At 75.6% G+C, this 25,859-nt stretch carries 22 protein-coding genes; 16 read left to right on the forward strand and 6 right to left on the reverse strand.

Annotated features, from left to right (window positions below; genetic code table 11):
- Positions 1-120: 120 nt before the first annotated feature.
- Positions 121-2,832 (forward strand): cation-translocating P-type ATPase, encoded by a 2,712-nt coding sequence (locus RSE42_RS10530; protein ID WP_415296117.1) that lies wholly within the window; start codon positions 121-123, stop codon positions 2,830-2,832.
- A gap of 22 nt (positions 2,833-2,854) precedes the next feature.
- Here the strand turns inward: RSE42_RS10530 and RSE42_RS10535 are convergent, their stop codons facing one another.
- The 3 genes from RSE42_RS10535 to RSE42_RS10545 all read right to left on the reverse strand — a co-directional run bounded on the left by RSE42_RS10535 (position 2,855) and on the right by RSE42_RS10545 (position 7,395).
- A complete protein-coding gene (locus tag RSE42_RS10535) occupies positions 2,855-5,536 on the reverse strand; it encodes a LuxR C-terminal-related transcriptional regulator (protein ID WP_415296119.1) in 2,682 nt (893 codons plus the stop codon).
- A gap of 65 nt (positions 5,537-5,601) precedes the next feature.
- Positions 5,602-7,002 (reverse strand): hypothetical protein, encoded by a 1,401-nt coding sequence (locus RSE42_RS10540; RefSeq protein WP_415296120.1) that lies wholly within the window; start codon positions 7,000-7,002, stop codon positions 5,602-5,604.
- Between the two features lie 9 nt (positions 7,003-7,011).
- Positions 7,012-7,395, reverse strand: a complete 384-nt coding sequence (locus tag RSE42_RS10545) for an SHOCT domain-containing protein (RefSeq protein ID WP_074806851.1) — start codon at positions 7,393-7,395, stop codon at positions 7,012-7,014.
- A 189-nt stretch (positions 7,396-7,584) separates the two neighbouring features.
- On the opposite strand from RSE42_RS10545, the gene RSE42_RS10550 reads away from it, so the two are divergent.
- The 8 genes from RSE42_RS10550 to RSE42_RS10585 all read left to right on the forward strand — a co-directional run bounded on the left by RSE42_RS10550 (position 7,585) and on the right by RSE42_RS10585 (position 15,104).
- On the forward strand, positions 7,585-8,169 hold the full coding sequence (locus tag RSE42_RS10550; RefSeq protein WP_415296123.1) for an SHOCT domain-containing protein: 585 nt from the start codon (positions 7,585-7,587) through the stop codon (positions 8,167-8,169).
- Between the two features lie 183 nt (positions 8,170-8,352).
- Positions 8,353-9,390: an ABC transporter substrate-binding protein gene (locus RSE42_RS10555; protein ID WP_354050311.1), complete on the forward strand. Its 1,038-nt coding sequence runs from the start codon at positions 8,353-8,355 to the stop codon at positions 9,388-9,390.
- Entirely contained in the window at positions 9,387-10,205 is an 819-nt protein-coding gene (locus RSE42_RS10560) for an ABC transporter ATP-binding protein (protein WP_051028594.1), read from the forward strand. Before RSE42_RS10555 ends, RSE42_RS10560 begins: the two co-directional genes overlap by 4 nt.
- A complete protein-coding gene (locus RSE42_RS10565; protein ID WP_081600323.1) occupies positions 10,202-11,098 on the forward strand; it encodes an ABC transporter permease in 897 nt (298 codons plus the stop codon). The genes RSE42_RS10560 and RSE42_RS10565 overlap by 4 nt, the downstream gene beginning before the upstream one ends.
- Positions 11,099-11,153: 55 nt before the next feature.
- Entirely contained in the window at positions 11,154-11,813 is a 660-nt protein-coding gene (locus RSE42_RS10570) for a GntR family transcriptional regulator (RefSeq protein ID WP_021483335.1), read from the forward strand.
- Between the two features lie 77 nt (positions 11,814-11,890).
- Positions 11,891-12,847 (forward strand): Ldh family oxidoreductase, encoded by a 957-nt coding sequence (locus tag RSE42_RS10575; RefSeq protein WP_171467961.1) that lies wholly within the window; start codon positions 11,891-11,893, stop codon positions 12,845-12,847.
- Entirely contained in the window at positions 12,844-14,160 is a 1,317-nt protein-coding gene (locus RSE42_RS10580) for an acyl-CoA thioesterase/BAAT N-terminal domain-containing protein (protein WP_415296126.1), read from the forward strand. The genes RSE42_RS10575 and RSE42_RS10580 overlap by 4 nt, the downstream gene beginning before the upstream one ends.
- Positions 14,161-14,240: 80 nt before the next feature.
- Entirely contained in the window at positions 14,241-15,104 is an 864-nt protein-coding gene (locus RSE42_RS10585) for a DUF1684 domain-containing protein (RefSeq protein WP_021480896.1), read from the forward strand.
- A gap of 81 nt (positions 15,105-15,185) precedes the next feature.
- Here RSE42_RS10585 and RSE42_RS10590 read toward each other — a convergent pair whose 3' ends face one another.
- On the reverse strand, positions 15,186-16,322 hold the full coding sequence (locus tag RSE42_RS10590; RefSeq protein WP_415296128.1) for an FUSC family protein: 1,137 nt from the start codon (positions 16,320-16,322) through the stop codon (positions 15,186-15,188).
- A gap of 212 nt (positions 16,323-16,534) precedes the next feature.
- On the opposite strand from RSE42_RS10590, the gene RSE42_RS10595 reads away from it, so the two are divergent.
- The 5 genes from RSE42_RS10595 (at position 16,535) to RSE42_RS10615 (ending at position 22,728) form a co-directional block, all read left to right on the forward strand.
- Complete coding sequence (locus RSE42_RS10595; RefSeq protein WP_034653245.1) at positions 16,535-17,923, forward strand: extracellular solute-binding protein; 1,389 nt, start codon at positions 16,535-16,537, stop codon at positions 17,921-17,923.
- A gap of 1 nt (position 17,924) precedes the next feature.
- Positions 17,925-18,917: a carbohydrate ABC transporter permease gene (locus tag RSE42_RS10600; RefSeq protein WP_232322557.1), complete on the forward strand. Its 993-nt coding sequence runs from the start codon at positions 17,925-17,927 to the stop codon at positions 18,915-18,917.
- Entirely contained in the window at positions 18,914-19,873 is a 960-nt protein-coding gene (locus RSE42_RS10605; RefSeq protein ID WP_085387839.1) for a carbohydrate ABC transporter permease, read from the forward strand. The genes RSE42_RS10600 and RSE42_RS10605 overlap by 4 nt, the downstream gene beginning before the upstream one ends.
- A 72-nt stretch (positions 19,874-19,945) precedes the next feature.
- A complete protein-coding gene (locus tag RSE42_RS10610) occupies positions 19,946-21,139 on the forward strand; it encodes a zinc-dependent alcohol dehydrogenase (RefSeq protein ID WP_043659378.1) in 1,194 nt (397 codons plus the stop codon).
- Positions 21,130-22,728 (forward strand): phytoene desaturase family protein, encoded by a 1,599-nt coding sequence (locus RSE42_RS10615; RefSeq protein WP_043659381.1) that lies wholly within the window; start codon positions 21,130-21,132, stop codon positions 22,726-22,728. Before RSE42_RS10610 ends, RSE42_RS10615 begins: the two co-directional genes overlap by 10 nt.
- Positions 22,729-22,759: 31 nt before the next feature.
- Here RSE42_RS10615 and RSE42_RS10620 read toward each other — a convergent pair whose 3' ends face one another.
- Positions 22,760-23,197 carry an SRPBCC family protein gene (locus RSE42_RS10620; protein WP_043659384.1) on the reverse strand — a complete coding sequence of 146 codons (438 nt, stop codon included), beginning with the start codon at positions 23,195-23,197 and terminating at the stop codon, positions 22,760-22,762.
- A gap of 773 nt (positions 23,198-23,970) precedes the next feature.
- On the opposite strand from RSE42_RS10620, the gene RSE42_RS10625 reads away from it, so the two are divergent.
- Positions 23,971-24,453 carry a DUF2243 domain-containing protein gene (locus RSE42_RS10625; RefSeq protein WP_085387837.1) on the forward strand — a complete coding sequence of 161 codons (483 nt, stop codon included), beginning with the start codon at positions 23,971-23,973 and terminating at the stop codon, positions 24,451-24,453.
- Complete coding sequence (locus RSE42_RS10630) at positions 24,453-25,253, forward strand: cytochrome c oxidase assembly protein (RefSeq protein ID WP_415296132.1); 801 nt, start codon at positions 24,453-24,455, stop codon at positions 25,251-25,253. Before RSE42_RS10625 ends, RSE42_RS10630 begins: the two co-directional genes overlap by 1 nt.
- A 12-nt stretch (positions 25,254-25,265) precedes the next feature.
- On the opposite strand, the gene RSE42_RS10635 is transcribed toward RSE42_RS10630, so the two are convergent.
- Complete coding sequence (locus RSE42_RS10635; protein WP_085387835.1) at positions 25,266-25,700, reverse strand: DUF6098 family protein; 435 nt, start codon at positions 25,698-25,700, stop codon at positions 25,266-25,268.
- Positions 25,701-25,859 lie beyond the last annotated feature (159 nt).

A 25,859-nucleotide genomic window follows, 5' to 3' on the forward strand; every position in this document is an offset into this window, starting at 1 on the left:
GGGCGTCGGCGGCACGTCGCGCACCGGTGCCGCGCCGCCGCGGGGCGTTCACCCCCGCCGGGTGAGGACCCCGCCCGAGCCCGCTGCGACGGTGGGACGAGCGCCCGAGAGGAGCCGAGGATGACGGCTGCACCGATCCCCCGACAGCAGGCACCGGCCCCCACGGGCCCCTGGCACACGGCACCGCCCGAGGCGGTGTGCGCGGCGCTCGACGTCGACCCGGCCGTCGGGCTGACGTCCGCGCAGGTCGCCGAGCGGCGCGCGCGCTACGGGCCGAACGCGCTCGCGCAGGAGCGCAAGGAACGGCCGTGGCAGGCGTTCCTGCGCCAGTACCGCGACCTCATGCAGCTCGTCCTCGTCGGCGCGGCCGTCGTGAGCATCATCGCGCTCGGGGACGTGACGACCGGCGTCGTCGTGCTCGCCCTCACCGTCCTCAACGCGCTCATGGGCCTGCACCAGGAGGGCAAGGCGGCCCAGAGCGTCGCCGCGCTCCAGCAGATGCTCGTCATGACGGCCACCGTGCGCCGCGACGGGCGCCAGGAGCAGGTTCCCGCCGAGGAGCTCGTGCCGGGCGACGTCGTCGGGTTCGAGGCGGGCGGCAAGATCCCCGCGGACGGGCGGCTGCTCGTCGCCGCCTCGCTCGAGATCGAGGAGGCCGGGCTCACGGGCGAGAGCACGCCCGTCGCGAAGGGCGTCGCGGCGGTCACGGCCGACGACGCCCCCCTCGGCGACCGCACCGACATGGCGTACATGAACTCCCAGGTCACGCGCGGCCGCGGCGAGATGGTCGTGACCGCCACGGGCATGACGACCGAGGTGGGCCGCATCTCCGGGATGCTCAGCGGGGTCGAGCAGGACAAGACCCCGCTCACGCGCCAGCTCGACCGCATCACGGTGATCATCACGGTCATGGCGGCGGTCGCCCTCGTCGTGGTCGTCGTGCTGGGGCTCGTGCGCGGCGAGGACTTCGACAGCCTCTTCGTGGTCGGGATCAGCCTGGCGATCGCCGCGATCCCGACAGGGCTGCCCGCCGTCGTGACGATGCTCCTGTCGCTCGGCACGCGCCGGCTCGCCGAGGAGGGCGCGATCGTCAAGCGCCTCAAGTCCGTCGAGACGCTCGGGTCGACGTCGGCGATCTGCTCCGACAAGACCGGGACGCTCACGCTCAACCAGATGACCGCGCGCCGGCTCGTGCTCGCCGGGCGCCGGTTCTCCGTCGACGGCGAGGGCTACTCCACGACCGGCCGCATCCTCGCGGCGGCCGGGTCGACCGACGTCCCGCTCGAACCGGTCGCGCTTCCCCTGGCGCTCGCGAGCGACGCCGTCGTGCGCGACGGCGAGTGCATCGGCGACCCCACGGAGGGCGCGGTCGTCGTGCTCGCGGCCAAGGCCGGGCTCGACGTCGAGGAGACGCGCGCCGAGCACCCGCGCGTCGCGGAGGTCCCGTTCGACGCCGCGTACAAGCTCATGGCGACGTTCCACGAGATCGACGGCGAGCTCGTGTGCTTCGTCAAGGGCGCCCCGGACGTGCTGCTCGCCCGCTCGGCCCGGTACCTCACGGCCGACGGCGGGTCGGCGCCCCTCGACGACCAGGGCCGCGCGCGCGTCCTCGCGGAGAACGACGCGCTCGCGGGCGAGGGCATGCGCGTGCTGGCCGTCGCGCGGCGCACCGTCGCGCGCGACGAGCTCACGGGTGACCTGCTCGACGCGGTGCGCGACCTCGAGCTCCTCGCGCTCGTCGGGATCGTGGACCCTCCGCGCCGCGAGGCGCGCGACGCCATCGCCGAGTGCCGCGACGCCGGCATCCGGGTACGGATGATCACGGGCGACCACGTCACCACGGCCGCCGCGATCGCCGGGCAGCTCGGGATCGAGGGGCGCGCGCTCACGGGCGCCGAGTTCGCCGCGATGTCCGACGCGCAGCTCGAGGCGGAGGTCGGCGAGATCGGCGTGGTCGCACGCGTGGCGCCGGAGGACAAGGTGCGGCTCGTCGACGTGCTCAAGCGCAAGGGCGACGTGGTCGCGATGACGGGCGACGGCGTCAACGACGCCCCTGCCCTGACGCGCGCGGACATCGGCGTCGCGATGGGGATCACGGGCACCGAGGTGACGAAGGACGCCGCCGAGATGATCCTCACCGACGACAACTTCGCCACGATCGTGGCGGCGGTCGAGGGCGGCCGCGGCCTCTACGACAACCTCATGAAGTACATCCGCTTCCAGATGGTCGTCCTCGTCGGGTTCATCCTCACGTTCGTCGGCGCGGGCATCTTCACCGTGGCCGGGGGCACCCCGCTCACGCCGCTGCAGATCCTGTGGGTCAACTTCGCGATCGACGTGCTGCTCGCCGTCGGCCTCGGCTTCGACGCCGCGACGCCCGGCCTCATGCGGCGTCGGCCCCGCCCGCCCACCGAGCCGGTCATCGGGCGCGCGCTCGGCGTGCGGCTCGCCGTCGGGGGCGTGCTCATCGCCGTCGGCACGCTCGTCGCCGTCGCGTGGGGCGAGGCCGACGCCGACCTCGCGGTCGCGACGACGATGGGCCTCACCGCGATGTCGCTCCTGCACGTCGTCGCCGCGCTCGAGTGGCGCGACCCGCGGGCGAGCATCCTGTCGTCCGAGACGCTCGCGAACGACCGCTTCGTCGTGCTCCTACTCGCGTCGCTCGGGCTCACGTTCCTCGTCACGACGCTCGACGGGCTGCAGCGGATCTTCGGCACCGTCGACCTCGACGGCGGCCAGTGGGGCGTGTGCGCGCTCGTCGCGCTCGCCTTCCTCGTCCTCGTCGAGCTCGGGAAGCTCGTGCTGCGCACGGTGGACCGGCGCCGCGCCTGAGCGCGTCTCCTCGGCAGACCCGTCAGGGCACGACGCCGAGCTCCCGGCCGCGCCGCACCGCCTCGCGCCGCGAGCCGACGCCGAGCTTGCGGTAGACCGACTTCAGGTGCGCCTTGACGGTGTTGACCGACACGAAGAGGTCGGCGGCCACCTCGGCGTTGCTCGCCATCGACGGCAGGACGGCGAGGACCGCGAGCTCGCGCTCGGTGAGCGGCTCGACGAGCGGGACCGGCTCCGGTGCCCGGCCCGGTGCGTCCAGGTGGGTGCGCAGCAGCGCGGCGAGCGCGTCGCCGCGGCGCGCGACCGCGCGCGCGAGCGGCTCGTCGAGCTCGGTGCCCCGGACGGCGAGGAACGGCCGGACGACCCGCTCGGCGGCGGCCAGGTCGAGGGCCCGCCCGAGCGGGGCGTCGACGCGGCGCGTGCCCGCCCGGGCGAGCGCGGACGCCTCGACGAGCGCCGCCTCCACCCGCACGACGACGTCCCCCTCCTCCCCCGGCGCGTCCCCGAGGCCCGCCACGGCGCGCTCCGCCGCCCCGGTGCGGCCCGCCGCCAGGAGCTCGCGCGCACCGCAGACCGCGACGACCGCGGCGCTCCCGAGGCGTTCGCGCGCGACGCGCGCCCCGAGCGCGGGGCCCGTGCCGTCGTCGACCAGACGCGCGGCCGCCGTGGCGCGCACCCACAGGTCCGCGAGCACGGGGGGCGTCGCGGACCGTCCCAGGGCGCGGTCCGCGGCGACGAGCGCCTGCCGCGCGGCGCGCGCGTGCCCGCGGTCCGCGGCGACGAGCGCCTGCAGCAGCCGCACGGCCGCCTCGGACGCGGGCTCGCGCCCGCCGGCGTCCGCCGCGAGGGCGTGCGCGAGGTGCCGGTCGAGCCCGTCGTCCGACGCCCGGAGGTAGCGCACCCACGCGCGCGCCGCGTGCGCGGGCCGCACGTGCGCGTACCCGTCCCAGCCGCGGCGCTCCGCCTCGACGAGCACCTCGCGCGCGGCGGCGTCCCCCACGTCGAGCCGACCGGCCGCGACGGCGAGGAGCGCCGCGGCGGCGCGCGCCCCGAGGACGTAGAGCTGCGGGGCGCGCCACGACCGGCCACCAGGGGCGGCGAGCGTCCCCGACGTCGTCTCCCCCGCCGGCTCGGGGCCGACCGCGCACCACGCGAGGCCCGCCGCGCGGTGCGCCCGCGCGAGGCCCCGGTACGTCTCGAGGGCGGGGAACGGGTACGGCACCGCGTCCGCCGCGGCGAGCGCGGCACCCGCGGCCGTCGCAAGGGCCCGCACGTCGCCCGTCGACCGCGCGGCGGACGCGGCGAGCAGCTCGAGGAGCACGGCGGCGGCGGGGTCGGCCACCGGGTCGGCGGCCGGGGCGAGGAGGTCGCGCGCCCGCGCGACGTGGAGCCGCACGGCGTCGAACCGCTCGTCGACGGACGCGAGCGCCCCCGCGCACAGGTGCAGGCGGGCGTCGGGCCGCAGGGTCGCGTACGGCACGCGCCGCAGGACCTGGGCGACGGTCTCGCGGTGCGGCCCCGCGAGCTCCGCCGCCGCGCCCTCGACGAACACCTCGCCGAGCAGCGGCCAGTCCTCCGCCGCCGCCGCGTGCTCCAGGGCGCGCAGCGCCTGCCCGTCCTGCGCGAACCAGCGCGCCGCGGCCTGGTGCGCCTCGCGCAGTCCCGCCGGGTCCTCGGTCCGCAGCTGGTGCAGGAGCATCTCGCGCAGGAGCGGGTGGTAGCGGTACCAGGTGCGCCGGCCACCCGACGTCATGACGAAACCGTCCGCCGCGGCGAGACCGGGGAGCAGCCGGTCCGTCGGCGCCCCCGGGTCGAGGACGGCCGCGAGGTCGGGGCACACCGCCGACGCCACGCTCGTGCGCAGGAGGAAGCGCCGGGCCTCGGGCCCCTGGCTGTCGAGGACCTCGGCGAGGAGGAACTCCGCCGCCGAGCGGGCGGCGCGCGCCCGGCTCGTCGCGTCGTGCTCCTCGACGCGCAGCCGCACCCCGACGGCCCAGCCGCCGGTCTCGCCGACGACCCGCCCGGCGTCGTCCGCGGCCAGGTCGCGTCCCTGCGCCGTCGCCAGCGCCGCGACCGCGGAGGCGTCGAACGCGAGCTCGGCGGCGCCGACCTCCGTCATCTCGCCCTGCGCGCGCAGGCGCTGCAGGCGCAGGAGCGGGTCGACGCGGGTGAGGACCACAAGGTGCAGGGGCAGCCGGTAGCGCAGGAGGTCGTCCACCGTCGCCGCGACCTCGGCGCACGCGGCGTGGTGGAAGTCGTCGAGCACGAGGACCACGGGCTCGGGCAGCGCCTCGATCGCCGCGAGCATGCGGCGCAGGAGGGCGGGCGTGAGGCGCGGCGGCACGACGAGGGTCTCGAGCGGGTGCCCCACGGGCACCGCCCCGGCCGCACGCAGCGCCGCGAGCACGTCGGCCCAGAAGGCCGCCGGCTTGTCGTCGAACGGCTCGAGCGTCAGCCACGCGACCCGCGGGCCGGTGCCGCCGCGCGCCCACCGCGCCGCGACGGTCGTCTTCCCCCAGCCCGGGCCCGCCGACACGAGGGTGAGGCGGCGCGTGGCCGCCGCCGCGACGAGAGCCTCGACCTCCGGGCGGCCCACCGTGGACGGCGGCAGCTCCGGGACGGTGGTGCGGGCGCGCGAGGTCCCGGAGGCGTCCGTGACGTGCATCACGTCCTCCGGCTCGGCACGGGGCTCGACCGAGGCCATGGGGGCAGGGTATTCCCGGGGCCCCCGGACCGCAGGGCGAGCGGAGCGTGGGCTCGCCACGGGCCTCAGGCCGGACCGGGCCCGGCCGTCGGCGCGACCACGGCGGGCGGTCGGGCGAGGATCTCCACGACGACGAGGACGAGGCCCGCGACGAGCGCGACCCCCACGACGAGGCCGGGCGTCGGCGTGCCGGCCAGGAGCAGGACGAGCGCGGCGACCGCGACGATGACGACGCGCACGAACGCCTTGTGCCGCCCGAGCCAGTCGCCGACGGGCCCCGTCGAGACGCCCCGGCCCTCGCCCCAGCCGCGCACGGCGGCGCCCGCGCGCGCGAGCCCCGCACGCAGGCTGCGGGCCGACGCGCTCGGCCCGCCCACGTACGCGGCGAGCGCGACCACGAGCCCCAGCACGCCGACGGTGCGCAGCGTGAGGCGCAGGTAGCCGACGGCCTGGTCGAACACGACCTCCGCGGCGTCGAGCCGCACCACCTGCCCCGCGAGCGCGCCGAGGTACAGTCCCCGCGCGACGGCGAGCCCGACGCCCAGCGCGACCATCGCCCCCGTGAGGGCGAGCCCGGCCACGACGAGCGCGCGCGAGCGGTGGTTCGCGACCAGGACGCCCGCGGCCAGCAGACCGAGCACGACCCACGGCAGCCACGTCGTGAACGTCACGACCTGGGCGTACCGGTTCTGGAGCATGACGAGCTCGGCGGACTGCGCGACGGTGAACGTCGCGTCGACCGACGGGATGCGGGCCGCGACGTCCAGCCCACGGTCCACGAGGCGTTCCTTGAGCAGGTCGATCAGGCCGGAGAGCTGGATGGACAGGCGGCCGTCGTCGCTCACCTGCAGGACGTCGCCGTCCTCGCCGCGCATCACGGCGACGAGCTGCTCGTGCGCCACCCGGTTCGCCTGGAGCCAGGCGCCCTCGAACGCGTCGCTCTCCACGAGCCGCGTCGCCGTCTCGTGCACGAGCGACTCGACGGCGCTCGTGAGCGGCGCCTCCAGCGCGGCGAGCGCGCGCGTCGCGCGCGGCGGGACGTCGCGCTCCTCCAGCCCGCCGACGAGGTCGTCGACGAGCGCGGCCACGTCGATGCGCGACATGACGACCTCGGTGAGCCGCCCGGCCACCGCGGACTGCACGACGGGGTCGCCCGCGAGCGGTCCGACCGTCGCGACGTAGCGGTCGGTGTCCGTGAGCTCGCGCTGCGCCCACGCCGAGACCGCGCCGAGCGGCGCGAGGAGCGCCCCGAGCGTGATGAGGACCGCGCACGCCGCGGCCCGCAGCCCGCGCCGGGGCCGCCGCGCCGCCTCCGTCGGGGTCGCGTCGCCGTCCGGGCCAGAGGGCGCCGCGGCGGGCGGACGCTCCTCGAGCCGGCGGCGCAGCTCCGCGTTCTCGCGCTCGAGCGCGGCGAGGCGGGCGGCGACGTCGGACGCCTCGCGCCCCGGCGCGGTCTCGTCGGCCATCGCGCGTCCTCAGGCGAGCGCTCGGGCCTTGAGCCGGGCGAACTCGTCGGCGTCGATCGTGCCGGCGTCGTAGAGGGCCTTGGCGTCGGCGATCTCGCTCGCGGGCGACCTGCCGGAGCCGGCCGTGGCCCGCACGTAGTCGTCCATGACCTGGCGGCGCGCCAGCTGCTCCTCCGCGTGCCGCTCCGCCATGCCCCGCCCGCGCGCGATGACGTAGACGAGCGCGGACAGGTACGGGACGACGATCAGCGCGACGATCCACAGCGCCTTCCACCAGCCGCTGAGCGTCTTGTCGCGGAACAGGTCCGCGACGATCTGGAACAGCACGACGAGGTAGGCGATGAAGAAGAACCACCACACCATGAGCCAGAACCAGTCCCAGAATCCGTCCATCGGGCACCCCTCGTGTCGGGTCACGGCGGTCCCGTGACGCTCCCACTGTGGAGCGGCGCGGGTGCCCGCGTGCTCACCCGTCGGGGGTAGTCGGCCGCCGGAGGTCACGGGCCACCCCTACCGGGTGATCCGGCCCAGGCCCGCACCCCCGCATCCTGGACCGACGTGGGCGACCCGGGAGAAGGACGCATGGACCGCACGACGCTGGTCGAGGTGACGGTGCTGGGGCCGGTGGCGCTGCCCGAGCCCGACCTCGCCGAGCTCGGTGTGCGCCGGTCCGTGGAGTGCACGCGCCTCGAGGCCCGGGTCCGCGACCAGGCCGCGCTGTACGGGCTGCTCCAGCGGCTCGCGGCGCTGGGGCTCGACCTCGTCGAGCTGCGGACGGCGGCGCCCGGCGGCCGGCCCGACGTCGAGCTCGTCGTCCGCGGCCCGGTGGGCGCGCTCGTGCAGCAGATGCTCGACGACGTCGGTCGTGCGCAGCCGGCGACCAGCACGACGTACCGCGTGCGGGACACGGACCTCGTCGGCGTGCTCGGCGCCGTGACCGGGCTCCCCGACGACCGGTCCGGCGCGCACGTCGGGCCGCACGGCGGGACGCACGGCGGGACGCAGGGCGGGGCGCACGACCCCGGGCACGGCGGGACGGCCGCCCGGGGCGCGTCCGCGATGGACGTGCGCATCGCGCAGCTGCGCGACCTCGCCGCGCTGCGGGACCGGGGCGTCCTCACCGACGCCGAGCTCGCGGAGCAGAAGGCGCGCGTCCTCGAGCCCTGAGGACGGCAGGCCGGGCGGGCGGGCCGCGCACGGTCGGCCGATGCCCCGTTCGGGGTTCTTTCGCGTTACGTCGTCCCACTGAGCGAGACGATGGGGACCACGCTGGGGCCAACTGATGCACTAGCGCATAGTGGCAAGCACATCACGGCGCGCTTGCTCGTGTGTCAGACCCCAGGAGGACTCATGGCCATCTCACGCCGCTCGTCGGTCACCATCTCGCTCGTCGCGGCGGCGGGGATCCTCGCGGGCTGTGCGGGCGGGAGCGACCCGTCCGGCGGCGGGGACGACGCCGCGCCGCAGATCTCGTTCCTCTACTCCCCCTACGCGGACTACGCGCCGTTCTTCCTCGCGGAGGATAAGGGGTACTTCGAGGAGGCGGGCGTCGACGTCGAGCTCCTCGCCAAGGGTGGGACGTCCGGCGAGACCTACCAGCTCGTCAGCACGAACAACGTCACGGCCGGTGGCGCGACGTGGGGCGCGGGCCTGTTCAACGCCACCGAGGCCGGCGCGTCGCTCTCGGTGATCGCGAGCGTCTCGCGCGTGCCGGAGAGCGGACCGAACCCGGCCCCGTTCGTCGTCGCGGCCGACTCCGGCATCACGTCGATCGAGCAGGTCGCCGGGAGCCGCGTCGGGATCCCGGGCGACGGGGGCTTCGGCATCTACTCGGTGGCCAAGGCGCTGGAGGCCGGGGGCCTCACGCTCGACGACGTCGAGCTCGTCAACGTCGGCCCGCCGGAGACGGGCCCCGCGCTCGTCGGCGGCTCCGTCGACGCCGCCTGGTCGATCGAGCCCATCTCGTCGTCGCTCGAGAGCGAGGGCATCGCGTCCGAGATCCTCCCGATCGACTACCACGCGGGCACCGAGCTCGGCGCCCTGGTGTTCAGCACCGAGTACGTCGACGAGCACCCCGACGCGGTCGTCGCGTTCACGGCCGCCTACCTGCGCGCCGCCGCGGAGCTCGAGGCGGGCGGCTGGGACGACCCGGCGAACCAGGAGATCATCGCGCGGTACACCGAGCTCCCGGTCGAGACGCTCACGTCGCTCGCGCTCACGGAGCAGGACCCGACGGGCGAGATCGACTGGGAGGACGTGCACGCCCAGGAGCAGTTCTTCCGCGAGCGCGGCACGCTCGAGTACGAGGGCGAGGCGGACGTCGAGAGCATCTTCCGCGCCGACCTCCTCGACCAGGCGCGCGAGCGGGCTGCGGAGCTCGGCTCATGACGGCCGTCTCCGTCGAGGGCCTCTGGAAGGGGTTCCACGACCGCCGCCGCGACGACGTGCTCGTCGCGCTCCAGGACGTGTCCCTCACCATCGAGGACAACGAGTTCGTCTGCGTGCTCGGACCCTCCGGGTGCGGCAAGAGCACGCTCCTGCGCATCCTCGCGGGCCTGGAGGAGGCCGACCGCGGGACGGTGACGATGGCGGCGCGACCGTCCGTCGTCTTCCAGGACCACGGCGTGCTGCCGTGGCTCACGGTCGAGCAGAACGTCGAGTACCCCCTGCGCCTGCGCGGTGTGCGGCGCTCGGCCCGGCGCGAGCGCGTCGCCCCGCTGCTGGACATGGTGGGCCTCACGGAGTTCCGGGGCTTCTACCCGCACCAGCTCTCGGGCGGCATGCGGCAGCGCACGTCGGTCGCCCGGGCGCTGGCCGACGACGGCGCGACCCTCCTCATGGACGAGCCGTTCGGCGCGCTCGACGAGCAGACGCGCGTCGTGCTGCAGCAGGAGCTGCTCAAGATCTGGTCGCAGACCTCGCGGTCGGTGCTCTTCATCACGCACAGCGTCGACGAGGCGCTCGTGCTCGCGGACCGCGTCGTCGTCATGTCCGCGCGGCCCGGGCGCATCCTCGCCGACGTGCGGGTCCCCTTCGACCGCCCGCGCGACATCCTCGAGCTGCGCCGCGACCCGCGCCACGGCGAGATCACCTACGAGCTGTGGCGGCTCCTGCGGGACGCCGAGGCACAGGACGCTGCGGCGCAGGACGGGGCGGGAGCGGACGAGCGCTCCGCCGCGGGCGTCCGGGAGGCGGTCGCATGACGACCCCCACGGACGAGCGCGCCCCCGTCCGCCCGGGCGGCCACGCCGCGCCGGGCGGCGCCCCGGACGCGCCCCACGACGCCGACGACCGCACGGCCGAGATCACGCGCGAGCTGACCGAGGAGCTGCGCCGCCGGCGGACGGGTCGCCTCGTGCGGGTCGTCGGGCCCTTCACGCCGCTCCTGCTCCTCGCGGTGTGGGAGCTCGCGAGCCGGACGAACGTGCTCGACGCGCGGTTCTTCCCGCCGCCGTCGTCGATCGCCGAGACGTTCGCGCAGCTCGTCGGGAGCGGCGAGCTCTTCGAGCACGCGGGCATCACGCTCACGCGCATCGCGATCGGGTTCGTGCTCGGCGCCGTGCCCGGGCTGGTCCTCGGGATCGCGCTCGGGTCGGTCACGACGCTGCGCACGCTCCTCGGGCCGATCTTCGCGAGCCTGCTGCCCGTGCCCAAGGTCGCGATCTTCCCGCTGCTGCTCCTCGTGTTCGGCCTCGGCGAGGCGAGCAAGTACGTGATCGTCGCGATCGGCGTGTTCTTCTACGTCTTCTACAACGCGATGGGCGGCGTGCTCCAGACGCCGCAGATCTACTTCGACGTGGCGACCGCCAACGGCGCGGGCCGGCTCCAGCGCTGGCGCACGGTCGCGCTGCCCGCCGCGCTGCCGAGCATCTTCACCGGGCTCAAGCTCGCGGTGGGCGGCGCGTTCGTCATCATCGCGGCCTCGGAGTTCGTCGGGTCGCGCAACGGCCTGGGCTACCTCATCTGGAGCTCGTGGACGACGTTCGCCGTCGCGAAGATGTACGTGGGCATCGTCACCATCTCCGTGCTGGGCTACCTCTCCACGACCCTGGTCACGGTGCTCGAACGACGTCTCGTGCCCTGGTCCCGTCAGTAGGAGGCAGCATGAACCCACCCCACCACGACCCGTCCCGCGTGCCCGGGGCCGGCGCATGAGCGTCGTCCCGGCCGCGGACCGGATCTACCACGAGCTGCGGCGCCGGATCATCTTCACCGAGCTGCGCCCCGGTGAGGAGATCGACGTCACGGAGACGGCGTCCGAGTTCGGGACGTCGCGCACGCCGGTGCGCGACGCGCTGCACCGCCTCGACCACGACGGCCTCGTGGACGTGCGCCCGCGCGCGCTGTGCCGCGTCGCCCCGGTCACCCTCAAGACGCTCGTCGACGTGCTCGACGTGCGCGAGGCGACGGGACCGATGGCGACGCGCCTCGCGGCCGCCCATGCGAGCCCGGCCGAGGTCGACGAGCTCGCGGCGATCGCCGAGGGCACGTACCCGCAGGCGCAGGACGTGCAGTCGATCCTGTCGGCGTCGCACCTGTTCCACTGCCGGGTCGCGAAGTACTCGCGCAACCCCCGGCTGCACGCGATCACCGAGCTCGCGCTCGAGGACCTGGAGCGGGCGTTCCGGCTCTGCGGGCGCCAGCCGCTGGAGCCCGGGCCGCCGCTCGACGACCACCGGCTCCTCATCGAGGCGCTCCGCGCGGGCGACGGCGAGCGCGCGGCCCGCCTCGAGCTCGAGCACATCCGTCGCGGTCGCAGCGTCGTCATGGGCCTCGCGATCGACTCCGGGGCGTTCTTCGGCGACGACTGAGCGTCCCCGCGCGACGACCCGCGCGTCCCGCCCCACCCGCACGACCCGACCCACCGCCACCACCCGAGAGGACCGCCGTGCCCGCCACCCCCACCGTGCGCGTCGACGCCGCGGCCGCCCGTGCCCGGGCCCGCGCGGCGCTCGCCGCCCACGACCCCGCCGACGCCGACCTCGCGGCCCGCGCCGTCGTCGCGGGGGACGCGTCGGGGTGGCCGGAGTTCGGCCTCGCGCTCCTCGTCCGCGAGCTGCGGGACGCGCGCGAGCGGACGACGACGGGGCGCGCCGGGACCGGGGCGCCGTCCGCCGTCGTGACCGGGGCGACCGCGACGCTGGACGCGCACGACCTCCCCGGGCCGGTCGCGCTCGCCGCGGCGGTCCGCCGGGCGGCGGGGCTCGCCCGCGGCCTCGGCGTCGGCGTGGTCGCCGTGCGCCACGCGGGCGGGACGGGGCGCGTCGGCGCGTACGTCCGCGCGCTCGCCGAGGACGGGCTGGTCGGGGTCGCGCTCGCCCAGTCCCCCGCGACCGTCGCCCCGTACGGCGGGACCGCGCCCGTGGTCGGCACGAACCCGCTCGCCGTGGCGGTGCCGCGGGCCGGGCAGGGTCGTGCGCTCGTCGTGGACGCCGCGACGAGCGCCGTCACGCTCGCCGACGCGCGGCGCCGCGCCCGGGAGGGCACGCCCCTGCCCGACGGCGCGGCGCTCGGCCCCGACGGCGAGACCACCCGGGACGCGGCTGCCGTCGGCGCGCTGCTCCCCGCGGGGCTGCTCGGGTCCCTCCTCGGTCTCACGGTGGAGGCGCTCGCCGGGCTGCTGACCGGGGCGCGCGGCGACGCCGTGGGCCGCGGTCTCTGGGTGCTCGCGCTGGACCCCCGCGCGTTCGGCGCCGAGGACCTCGCCGACCGGGCCGACCGCCTCGGCGACGACTGGACGCGCGCCGGAGGGCGCGTCCCGGGCGACCGGCCGGACGCGGAGACGTTCGACGTCGACCGCGACGTCTGGGACGCGCTGGACCCGGCGACGGGAGGCACGCCGTGACGCTCCGGCTCACCGTCAGCCCCGCCGACGACCTGCTCGACGTCCCCCGCCGCATCGAGGTGAGCGGCGCCGCCCCGGGCGCGCTCGTCACGGTCCGCGCGACGACGGACCGCTCCGGGACCGCGTGGTCCGCCCGCGCGACCTACCGCGCGGACCGGTCAGGCACCGTCCTGCTCGACCGCGACCCGCCGATGTCCGGCGACTACGGGCGCGTCGACGGGATGGCGCTCCTCACGTCGCAGCGGCCCGACCCGACGCCCGGCCCGACGGTCGGCACGGCGCCGGGCCGGCCGGCCGCGACCGACGTCTCGCGCCCGCTGCGCACGCGCCTCGAGGCGTGGGACGAGTCCGACGCCACGCAGCGCGCGACGGCCGACCTCGTGCAGCGCTGGACCGGGCCCGGGGTGCGACGGCGCGAGGTCCGCGAGGACGGGCTCGTCGGCACGCTCTTCGTGCCGCAAGGCGACGGTCCGCACCCGACGATCGTCGTGCTCAACGGCTCCGGCGGGGGGATCAACGAGCAGCGCGGCGCGCTCTACGCGTCGCGCGGCGTGCAGGCGCTCGCGCTCGGCTACTTCGGCGTTCCCGGGCTGCCCGACCACATCACCCGCACGCCGTTGGAGTACTTCGAGACCGCGCTGCACCACGTGCACCGCGAGCTCGCGCCGCGCGGCGGCGTCGTCGTGGTGAGCGGCCAATCGCGGGGCGGCGAGCTCGCGCTCCTGCTGGGCGCCACCTACCCCGGCCTGGTGGGCGCCGTCGTCGCCTACGTGCCCGGGGCCCACGTGCACGGCTCCCAGGGCGCCGCGGACCCCGCGCAGGGGTGGGACTCCCCCACGTGGACGCTCGACGGCGAGCCGCTCCCGCACCTGTGGCAGGACAACCCCGGCGTGACGTGGCAGCCGTGGACGGGCGGGCCGCCCCCGGACCGGTACCGCGACGTCTACGTCGACGGCCTGCGCGACCGCGAGTTCGCCAGCGCGTCGCGCATCCCCGTCGAGCGCATCGCGGGCCCCGTCGCGTGCGTCTCCGGCATGGCCGACGGCCTGTGGCCCTCGAGCATGTACGCCCGCCAGGTCGTCGAGACGCTGCGCGCCGCGGGCCACGCCCACGAGACGCTGCTGCTCGACTACCCCGATGCGGGCCACTCGATCGCCCTGCCGCACCTCCCCGTCGCGCAGGGCCCGACGCGCCACCCCGTGTCCGGCATCGAGCTGTCGGCCGGCGGGACCCCCGCGGGCAACGCGTTCGCCGACGCCGACTCGTTCGCGCAGGTGTGCGCGTTCGTGGAGCGCGCGACGCGCGTGCCCTGACCTGCGCCCCGACCCTGTCCCGACCTGTGACCCGACCTGTGACCTGACCCGTGACCCGAAACACCGACGAGAGGACCGACATGTCCGCAGTGAGCGCCGAGTACCGCCAGGAGTGGGAGCGGTGGCACCGCGCCCGGATCGACGAGCTGACGAGCCCGTACGGGTGGATGTCCATGGTCAGCCAGGACTGGCTGACGGGCGACGAGCCGCTGCAGGTCGAGGGCGTGCCCGGCACCTGGTCGGTCCAGGACGACGAGGTCGTGTACACGCCCGACGGCAGCGGGGAGACGGTCACGCTCGACGGCGCCCCCGTGACCTCACCGACGCCCGTGTCGACCGGCCACAAGTACTCCCTCGTGCCCGCGTTCTACGGCGACCTGCGCGTCGAGACCATCCGCCGCACCGACGCGACCGGCCGCCAGATCTTCGGCGTGCGCGTCCGCGACCCGCGCGAGGCGGCCCGCAAGCGCCTCGACGACATCGAGACGTTCCCGCTCGACGAGCGGTGGGTCCTCCCGGCGCGGTTCACGCGGACGGCCGAGCAGGCGTCGGACTACCCGACGGTCGAGCGCGGCGTGTTCGAGGAGCAGCGCGTGATCGGCACCGTGACGTTCACCCTGGACGGGACGGAGCACACGCTCCTCGTCGCCGGGCGCCCGGACGACGACACGGGCATCGAGCGCGGCAACGCGCACTTCACCGACACCACGAGCGGCAAAGAGACCTACGGCAACGGCCGGCTCGTGCGCGTCCCCGACACCGAGCGGGACGGCGACACCGTGGTCGACCTCAACCGCGCCTTCTCCTTCCCGTGCGCGTTCACGAACTTCGTCACGTGCCCGCTCGCCCCGGCGCAGAACCGGCTGCCGGTCGCGGTGACCGCGGGCGAGAAGAAGCCACCGCTCCAGATCGACCGCATCCAGACCTTCGCGCAGGCCTCCTGACCCGTCCGCGCGACGCCCCCGACGGCGGGCGACCGGCGCGTCCGGTCGCCCGCCGTCGTCGTCCCGGCGGCCTCCCCGGCGTCAGCCGGCCGTCAGCACCGCCACGCCGCGCCGCAGGGCGAGCACGACCGCGCCCGCGACGAAGTAGTCCTGGTCGTCCTCGCGGCGCGCCGCCCGGACGCCGTCGTGCAGCTCCTGCGTCCGCGCCGAGAGCTCGCGCAGCGCGTCCGCGTCGGCGGGCTCCGTGCCGACGGACCGCAGCGCACCGGCGTAGGCGTCCAGGGCGCGGGCCGCGAGCGGCCGCAGGCGGGCGCCGAGCGCGGGGTCGTCGCGGTCCTCGCGCTCCCACTCGACGAGCAGCCGGACGAGCGACTCGACGACGTCGGCCGACCCCTCGAGCTCCTGCGCGCGCCGCACCTGCGACGCGGCCCAGTCGCGGTGGCGACGCAGCCGGACGTTGGCGCGCGCGGCCTCCCGGGTCCGCGCGACGGCGTCGCGCGCGCGGGTGAGCGTCGGCTCCACCTCGCGCCGCCGCTCCTCCCACTCCTCCGCCGACGGCGGGCGCTCGCCCGCGAGACCGTCGCCGAGCGCCTCGACCTGGTCGACGAGCGTGTCGCGCAGCCCGTCGAGGGCTTCCTCGGTCGGGGTGAGGGGCAGCGGGGGCACGAGCAGGTTGATGACGACGCCGATTCCCGCACCCACGACCACGAGACCGGCGTACGCGCCGACGAACTCGACCTTCGCGTCGTTGCCGATGATGAGCACGAACAGGGCCGACGTGACCGCCCACGTGCCCATCTCGCCGAACCGCCGCCACCCCGCGCACAGGAGCGCGAGGCCCACGACGACCGCCACGGACAGCGCGCTCGGGGCGAGGACGACGTCGACGCCGCGGGCGATCGCCGCGCCGACGAGGATCGCGAGGATCGCCTGGGTCGACTCGCGGACGGAGCGCGCGAGCGTGCTCGTCGTCGCGACGACCGCGCCGAGCGGGGCGTAGTAGGGGTACTCGGAGAACGGGGCCGGGGCAAGGACCCCGACGTACCACGCGACGGCCGCGGCGAGCGCCCCCTTGACGGCCAACGACCACCGGGGGTGGCGCACCCACTGCCGCTGCGCGGCCGTGACCGCGCGGCGCGCCCGTGTCCCTGCCTCCACCACCCGGGGTGCCCGGGCCGCGGGCGGGGTCGGTCCCGTCCTGCTCTCGTCTCGTGCCACGGGACGAGGGTGCCCCGCCCGGCGGGAGCCCGCACGCGCGCCCCGCCGTCCACGCGCCGGGCGCCGGGCCCGAGCAGCGGTTCGAGGTGTGAGCGGGCAGAGCCGGTGCTTCACTGGCGGCGTCGGTGCAGAGAAACGCCGACGCCGTCGAGAACACGGTGGCGTCGCGCACCCCTGCCGTCCGCCCCGTGGCTCCCACGAGGAGGCAGATGATGGTCCGCCGACGCGGCGCGGCAGCCGCAGGAACGAGCATGGTGGTCGCGGCCCTGGCCCTGACGGGCTGTGCGCAGGGCACCGGTGACGACGGCTCGGACGTCGACTTCACGGCCGACGGGTCGCCGTCGGGCGAGCTCTCGGTCATGGGTTTCGGGACCGGCGACGAGATCGGCGAGGTCCGCTACGACCGCGCCGTCGAGGGCCTCGACGGCGTCGACGTGCGCCTCTCGGAGGGCGAGCTCGACATCCAGGCCTTCCTCTCGGCGGTCGCGTCGGGCAACCCGCCGGACGTGGTGTACGCGAACCGCGACCAGATCGGCACGTTCGCGTCGCGCGACGCGATCCTCCCGCTCGACGAGTGCGTCGCGGCCGAGGAGATCGACATGGACGCGTTCGTGGACACCGCCGTCGACCAGGTGACGTTCGACGGCAGCGTGTACGGGATCCCCGAGTTCAACCAGGTCCAGGTGACGATGGCGAACGCCGACCTGCTCTCCGCGGCCGGGCTCACCGTCGAGGACGTCAACGGCTCGGACCGCGAGGCCGTCACGGCGGCGAACGAGGCGCTCCTGCGCACCGACGGCGGGACGCTGAGCGTCATCGGGTTCGACTCGAAGCTGCCCGAGTTCCTCCCGCTGTGGTCGAAGGCGGTCGGCGCCGACCTGCTCTCCGAGGACGGCCGCACCGCGCAGCTCGACGCCCCCGAGGTCGTCGAGTCGCTCGAGTGGGCGGTGGGGATCTACGACGCCCAGGGCGGCTTCCCGGCGGTCAAGACGTTCCGCGACTCCGCGGACTTCTTCGGCGCCGGGAACCAGTTCGCGACCGACGCGCTCGGCGCGATGCCGATGGAGCAGTGGTACATCAACGTGCTCAACGAGTCGTCCCCGGACGTCCCCATGGCGTTCGACGCCGTGCGCACGCCCGACGGCGACGCGATCGCGTTCGCGTCCGGCTCCGCCTGGGCGGTCCCGCGCGGGAGCGAGAACCCCGCGGCGGCGTGCCGGTTCGCCCGCCTCATGACGGAGACGGACGCCTGGGTCGAGGCGGCGCAGGCGCGCGCCGACGCGCGTGCGCAGGACGGCCTGGTCTTCACGGGCGTCCTCACCGGCAACGAGGAGGCGGACCAGCAGATCCGTGACGACCTCGTGCCCGACGACGCGCCCCAGCCGTGGCAGGACGCGATCGACGCGATGTACGAGGCGAACGACGCGACCTTCGCGCTCCCGGCGAACCCCGCGGACAACGAGTTCGAGACCGCGTGGCAAGACGCGGTGAACCGCGTGCTCAACGGCCAGCAGGAGCCGGCCGAGGCGCTCGCGCAGGCCCAGGACGAGGCGCAGAAGGCGCTCGACGACGCCTGGGCGCAGTGGGACGAGGAGGACTGAGGTGGCGGCAGCCGACGTCGCGCCGACCCTGCCGACCCCTCCCCCGGCGTCGGACGGCCACCGCACGGCGCCGGGCGGTCGCCGCCCGCGCCTGAGCGCGTCCGCGCGGCGGGAGCGCAACGCGGCGCTGCGCTTCATCAGCCCGTGGATCGTCGGGTTCCTCGTGTTCACGGCGTGGCCGATCCTCTACAGCGCCTACCTGTCGCTCACGGACTACGACGTCATCAACGACCCGACGTTCGTCGGTCTCGACAACTACCGGGAGATGGCGCAGGACCCGAAGGTCGCGCTGTCGCTGTGGAACACGCTCGTCTACACGGTGGTCCAGGTGCCCCTCTACACGGTCGTGGCGCTCGCGCTCGCTCTGCTCCTCAACCAGGCGGGCCGGTCGGCCGGCTTCTTCCGCACCGCGTTCTTCATCCCCAAGATGACGCCGCCGGTCGCCGTCGGCGTGCTGCTCCTGCTGCTGTTCAACGGCCAGTACGGCGTCGTCAACCAGGTGCTGTCCTGGTTCGGCGTCCAGGGGCCGTCGTGGACGACCGACCAGGCCTGGATCAAGCCAGGGCTCGTGCTCATCAGCCTCTGGACCGTCGGGTCGGCCGTGATCATCCTGCTCGCGGCCCTGCGCAACGTGCCGAACGACCTGTACGACGCCGCGCGCGTCGACGGGGCGGGGTTCTGGCGCCGGACGCGCGCCGTCACGGTGCCGATGATCAGCGGCGCGCTGTTCTTCGTCGTCGTCATCAACACGATCGCCGGGTTCCAGATGTTCACCGAGGCGTACTCGGCCTACTTCGGCGCCGGCAACTCCACCTACCGCAACGACGCCGCGCTGTTCTACGTGATCTACCTCTTCCAGGAGGGGTTCCAGGAGCTCCACATGGGGTACGCGTCGGCGCTCGCCTGGCTGCTGTTCGTCGTCATCATGCTCGTCACGCTCGTCCAGCTCGTCGTGTCCCGACGGCTCGTCTACTACGAGGGGGAGCAGCGATGACCACCGCACCCTCGTTCCCCCGCCCCGCCGTGAGCGGCCCGGGCGCCGCGCCGGACCCGGCCACGGGCGCGCCCGAGGCGCAAGGGCCGCCGCCCCCCGCCCGGACGCGCGGCGCCGGGCGCGGGCCGCGCCGCCGGTGGCTGCGCGCCGTCGTGCTCGCCGCGCTCGTGCTCGCCACGGTCGCGTTCGTGTACCCGCTGCTGTGGCTGCTCTCCGCGTCGTTCAAGCCTCGCGCCGAGGTGTTCGACAACCGGCTCGTGCCGCGCACGTTCACGCTCGACAACTACGTGACCGTCTGGCAGGAGGCACCGCTCGCGCTGTGGCTCGGGAACACCGTCGTCGTCACCGTGCTCGCGGCGGGCCTCGTCACGGTGTCGAGCGCGCTCGTCGCGTGGGGCTTCGCGTTCTTCCGCTTCCGCGGCCGGGGCGCCCTGTTCGCGCTCGTGCTCGCGACCATGATGCTGCCGGGCGCCGTGACGATGATCCCCACGTTCCTCATCTGGAACCAGCTCGGGCTCGTGGGGACGAACGTGCCGCTGTGGGCGGGGAACCTGTTCGCGAGCGCGTTCTACGTGTTCCTGCTGCGGCAGTTCTTCCTCGGCCTGCCGCGCGAGCCGTTCGAGGCCGCGCGCCTCGACGGCGCGAACAACTGGCAGATGTTCTGGCGCATCGCGGTGCCGCTGTGCCGGCCCGCCCTCGTCCTGACGCTCCTCTTCGAGGCCCAGGCAGCCTGGACGGACCTCATGCGCCCGCTCATCTACCTGCAGGACTCGTCGACGTTCACCATCCCGCGCGGCCTCAAGGCGCTCATCGACCAGTTCGGCCCCGGCGGCGAGTCGCAGTGGGAGGTCGTCGTCACGGCCTCCGTCATCACGACCCTCCCGATGATCCTCCTCTTCTTCCTCGGCCAGCGGCACTTCGTCGAGGGGGTGGCGACGACGGGGAGCAAGGGCTGAGCCCGCCGTCCCCACCCCGCACGCGCACCACGCACCACGCACACGCACCACCCACGGAAGGACGGCAGCACCATGCGAGCACTGACCTGGCAGGGACGCGAGAAGGTGAGCGTCGAGGACGTGCCCGACCCCCGGATCGAGCAGCCCACGGACGCGATCGTGCGCGTCACGTCGACCGCGATCTGCGGCTCCGACCTGCACCTGTACGGGGTCCTCGGGATGTTCCTCGACTCCGGCGACGTCCTGGGCCACGAGGCCATGGGCATCGTCGAGGAGGTCGGGCCCGAGGCGGGGAACCTCCGGGTCGGCGACCGCGTCGTCGTCCCGTTCAACATCGCGTGCGGGCACTGCTGGATGTGCGAGCGCGGGCTGCAGACCCAGTGCGAGACGACGCAGGTCCGGTCGCAGGACAAGGGCGCCGCGCTCTTCGGGTACACCAAGCTCTACGGCCAGGTGCCCGGCGGGCAGGCCCAGTACCTGCGTGTGCCGCAGGCCCAGTACGGGCCGGTCGTCGTGCCCGACGACGGCTCCCCGGACGAGCGCTACCTCTACCTCTCCGACGTCGTGCCCACCGCGTGGCAGGCCGTCGAGTACGCCGACGTGCCGCCCGGCGGCACGGTCGTGGTGCTGGGGCTCGGCCCGATCGGGCAGATGTCCGCCCGGATCGCGCTGCACCGCGGCGCGTCCCGCGTCGTCGGGATCGAGCGCGTGCCGGAGCGGCGCGCGATGGCCGAGCGTCACGGCGTCGAGACCCTCGACCCGTCGGCGGTCGACGACCTCGTCGGCGCGGTGCGCGACCTCACGTCGGGCCGCGGTGCGGACTCCGTCATCGACGCCGTCGGGATGGAGGCGCACGGCTCCCCCGTCGCCGAGGCCACCCAGAAGGTCGTCGGCGTCCTGCCCGACGCGCTCGCCGCGCCCCTCACCGAGCGCGCCGCGACCGACCGCCTCGCGGCCCTCTACACCGCGATCGACCTCGTCCGCCGCGGCGGCACGATCTCGATCTCCGGCGTCTACGGCGGGGCGAAGGACCCGCTGCCCATGATGCAGCTCTTCGACAAGCAGGTGACCCTGCGCATGGGCCAGGCGAACGTGCGCCGCTGGACCGACGACGTCCTCCCCCTCGCCGCGGACGTCTCCGACCCGCTCGGCGTGCTGGACCTGCGCACGCACCGGCTGCCGCTCGAGTCGGCGCCCGACGCGTACCGCACGTTCCAGCGCAAGGAGGACGGCTGCATCAAGGTCGTGCTCGACCCGTGGGCCTGACCACCGTCGACGCCGTCGTGGTCGGGGCGGGGCCCAACGGCCTCGTCGCCGCGAACGCGCTCGCCGACGCCGGGTGGGACGTGCTCGTCCTCGAGGCGCAGGAGACGTACGGCGGCGCGGTCCGCTCCGCCGAGGTCGCGGCGCCGGGGTACGAGACGGACCTCTTCAGCGCGTTCTACCCGCTCGCGGCGGGGTCGCCCGTGATCCGGGGCCTGCACCTCGAGGAGCACGGCCTCACGTGGTCCCGCGCCCCGGACGTCCTCGCGCACGCCCTCGACGACGGCGGTGCCGCCGTCCTGCGCGCCCGCGCCGAGGACACGGCCGCCGGGCTCGACGAGGTCGCACCCGGCGACGGCGACGCGTGGCTCGAGCTCGTGGCGGGCTGGGACCGCGTGCGCGACCCGCTCCTCGACGCGCTGTTCAGCCCGCTCCCGGCGGCCGGGCCGGTGCTGCGCGTGCTGCGTCGGCTCGGCGCGGCGGGCACGCTCGACCTCGCCCGGCTCGCCGTCCTGCCCGTGCGCCGCCTGGCCGACGAGACGTTCCGCGGCGAGGGGGGCGGCCTGCTGCTCACCGGCAACGCCATGCACGCCGACGTCCCGCCCGACGCCGCGGGCAGCGGCGTGTTCGGCTGGCTGCTCGCCATGCTCGGCCAGGACGTGGGCTTCCCCGTCCCGACCGGGGGTGCCGGCCGGCTCCCCGACGCGCTCGTCTCCCGGCTGCGCGCCCGCGGGGGCGACGTCGTCACCGGCGCGCGGGTCGAGCGCGTGCACGTGGTGCGCGGTCGCGCGGTCGGCGTGAGCACGGCCGACGGGCGGCACGTGCGCGCCCGCCACGCCGTGCTCGCCGACGTCAGCGCGCCCGCGCTCTACCTCGACCTCGTCGGCGCCGACCGGCTCCCGGCGCGGCTCGTGCGCGACCTCGGCCGGTTCCAGTGGGACCACCCGACCGTGAAGGTGAGCTGGGCGCTCGACCGGCCCGTGCCGTGGACCGCGCCCGGGGCGCGCGGTGCGGGCACGGTGCACCTCGGCGTCGAACGGGCGGGGTTCGTCGACGTCGCGGCCTCGCTCTCGCGCGGCCACGTCCCCGAGCGGCCGTTCCTCGTCCTCGGGCAGATGACGACGTCGGACCCCACGCGGTCGCCCGCGGGCACGGAGTCGGCGTGGGCCTACACGCACGTGCCGCACGGCGTCCCGTGGACGCGCGAGCGCGTCACGGACGAGGTGCGCCGCGTGGAGGACGCGGTCGAGCGGGTCGCGCCCGGCTTCTCCGACACGGTCGTGGGTCGCTTCGTGCAGACCCCGGCCGACCTGGAGGCGGCCGACGCGAACCTCGCGGGCGGGGCGATCAACGGCGGCACGTCGGCCGTCCACCAGGAGCTCTTCCTGCGCCCGACGCCCGGCCTCGGCCGCCCCGAGACGCCCGTCGCGTCGCTCTACCTCGCGAGCGCGTCCGCGCATCCCGGCGGCGGGGTCCACGGGGCGTGCGGGTGGAACGCGGCGCGGGCCGCTCTCGCCGCCGCCGGACCGCGCGGGTCGCTGCGCCGCGCGCTCGTGCGCACCGCGTGGGCACGGCTGCTGCGCGACCCCTGACGCGGGGCGCCCCGGGCACGGTGCTGCCGCGCTACGGGGTCCGGCGCTCCGCGAGATACGCGAGCCGGCGCAGGGCCTCGACGTTCCGGGGGCCGATCACCGCGCTCCGCACCGGCCGGGGCACGAGCGTGCCCGGACCCTTCTCGGCGTCCTCCGTGATCCGCACGGTGCAGCCCTGCTCCGTCGGTCGCACCTCGATCCGCACGCGCGCCTCGCCCGCGGGCCAGCCGCGCGCCTGGAGGTCGATCCCCCGGTCCGGGTCCCAGGCGCGCACGACCGTCTCGTCGTCGAGCAACGCGGGCCACAGCCCGACCGAGTGCAGGATCCGCGACCCGGGCGCGGGCCACGTGTCGTCGACGGCACGGATGCGTGCCGTCCCGACGACCCACGTCGAGTACGACCAGCCGTCCGCGAGGACGCCGAGCACCGCGTCGGAGGGGCATCGCACGGCCCGAGTGACGGTCACCATGAGGCGACGCTAGTCGCGCGCCCCGCACTGGCAACCGCTCGCGCACCCCGGCGCGAGTGCGCGCGAGCGGGAGGCACCCGCCGTAGCGTGAGGACCTGCCCGCGTGGGCGCGGGCGCCGACCTCCAGGAGGGCACGACGGGCATCGCCAGCTTCCCGCAGGAGCTTGCGGACCGGGCCGCGACGATCCTCGGCCACGGCCTCGAGGTCAGCGTGACGATGCGCCAGGCCGGCGTGAGCGTGCGCGCGGGCAGCAGCACCGACGCCGCGGCGCGCTGCGACCAGGCCGAGGCGCTCGACGACGCCGGCCCCTGCATCGACGCGATGGACGACGGCGGCTCCCGGCTCGTGCCGTCCGTCGAGGAGTCGGTCGGCTGGGAGCGCTGGGCACGACAGTGCGCCGAGGAGGGCTTCGTCTCCTCGGTCGCCGTCCCCGCGATCGTCACCGCGGACGTCGCCGTCGCGCTCAACCTGTACTCGCGCGCACCCGACCCGTGGACGCCGGAGCTCCTGACCGCCGCCGACGCGTACGCCCAGCTCGTGGCATCCGCGGTCGGGCTGCGGCTCGAGCTGGCGGTGCTCGAGGACTCGACCGCGGGCTTCTACCGGGACATGTCCGACGCCGTCGCCACGGAGCGTGCCGTCGGCGCGATCATGCAGACGAACCAGTGCTCCGCCGACGAGGCCCGCCGCATCATCGACTCGCCGAGTCCCTCCTTCGCGCGCTCGTCGTCGAGGACGCCCCGGACCCCGCCGACGACGACCCGGGCCGCTCGTGAACGGCCCGGCCGACGCGGCGCGCGCGCACGACCGCCGGACCGTCCTGTCGGGCGTCCTGTTCGGTGCCGGGATCGCGGCGTCGATCATCGACCTGTTCGTGTTCCACCTGGGCCTGCAGTGGCACCACTTCTACGACCTGTCGACGACCCAGGTGGCGCTCGCCGCGGACGGCGTCTTCCACGCGGTGGGCTGGTTCGTCACCGTCTGGGGGCTGTTCCTTCTCGCCGACGTGCGCCGCCGCACGGAGGTGTCGTGGTCGCGCTGGGTCGGGGCCGTGGTCGTCGGCGTCGGGGGCTTCCAGCTCCTGGACGGCGTCCTCAACCACAAGATCCTCGGGATCCACCAGATCCGGTACGGCGTCGACCTCCTGGTGTACGACGTCGTGTGGATCGGGACGGCGGTCGTCGCGCTCGTCGTCGGGCTGGTCGTCCTGCGCCGCGCGCGGCCCGCTCGTGCCGGCGCCGCCGGGACCGCGTGATGCCCCCGCACCATCACGTCGCGACCGGCGGGCCCGCCGTGCTGACGATCGTCGCGGTCGCCCTGGGCGCCGCCGCCTACGCCGCCGGGCTGCGGGCGACGCGGTCGCGCAGCCGGTGGCCCGTGCGGCGCACGCTGTCCTGGTACGCGGGGCTCGCGTGCGCGGGCGTCGCGACCGTCGGGCCGCTCGCGGAGGCGTCGCGGTCGAGCTTCACGGCCCACATGGCCGGGCACGTCCTGCTGGGCATGCTGGCGCCGCTGCTCCTCGTCCTCGCCGCGCCCGTGTCGCTGCTCCTGCGCGCGCTGCCGCCCGCCCGGGCGCGTCGCGTCAGCGCGGTGCTGCGCTCCCCCGTGCCGCGCGTCGTCGGCCACCCCGTGGTGGCCGGGCTGCTCGACGCGGGCGGGCTCTGGCTCCTGTACACGACAGGGCTCTTCCACCTCACCCACTCCTCCGCGGTCGTGGGCGTGGTGATGCACGCGCACGTCCTGCTCGCGGGCTGGTTGTTCACCGCGTCGCTCGTCGGACCGGACCCGCACCCGTCCCGCGCGTCCTTCCGGGTGCGCGCGGGGGTGCTCGTCGCCTTCGTCGCCGCGCACTCCGTGCTCGCGAAGTGGCTCTACGCCCACCCGCCGGCGGGCGTCTCCCCCGCCGACGCGCGCACGGGCGCGCAGCTCATGTACTACGCGGGCGACGTCGTGGACGTCACGCTCATGGTGCTCCTCGTGGCCGGGTGGTACGCGGCGACGCGGCCCCGGGAGATCCCGGCCGCGCGCGTGCGCACGCGACCCGGGCTCGCGTGACGGCGCCGCTCCTCACGTGCCGTCGTCGCCCGCGTCGAACGCCTCCCGGTAGAGCCGGCCCGCCTCCTCGACGACCCGCGGGTCGAGCGACGCGGCCGGCACGACGTCCACGAGGAGCGGCTCGCTGTCCGGGCCGCGCCCGGCGACCTCGCCCGTGAGGAGCCACGGGAAGCGCTCCGGCGTCATGAGGTGCGCGTACTGGCAGAGCTGGCGTGCCACCCAGTGCTCCACCGGGCGGTCCCACCACGGCTCGGGCGTCAGCGGGTTGACGCTGAGACCGGGCAGCAGGCACCCGCTCTCGTGGTCGCGGCTCACGCTCTCGGCGTCCTGCTCCGGACCGCCGCTGAACCGCACGTAGAGGGGGCGCACCACCTCCACGAGCCCGGCGACCTCCGCGAGGCTCCGCAGGCGGGGCAGCGTGTCGAGCATGCTGGGCGCGTCGGGCATCGGGACCTCCTGGACTGGCGTCGCTGCGTGCCGGCGGGGCCCCTTCTCGACTCTCCGTGACGGACGGGACCTGCCGGTCACGCCCGCCGTCCCCAGGCTACGAGCGGGTCGGCGGCCAGGCATCCCCAGCCCTGCGAGCGCCGGGAGGTCGTGCGACGG

The organism is Cellulosimicrobium sp. SJTW-1, assembly GCF_047716875.1.
In the GTDB taxonomy this organism is placed as follows: domain Bacteria; phylum Actinomycetota; class Actinomycetes; order Actinomycetales; family Cellulomonadaceae; genus Cellulosimicrobium; species Cellulosimicrobium funkei.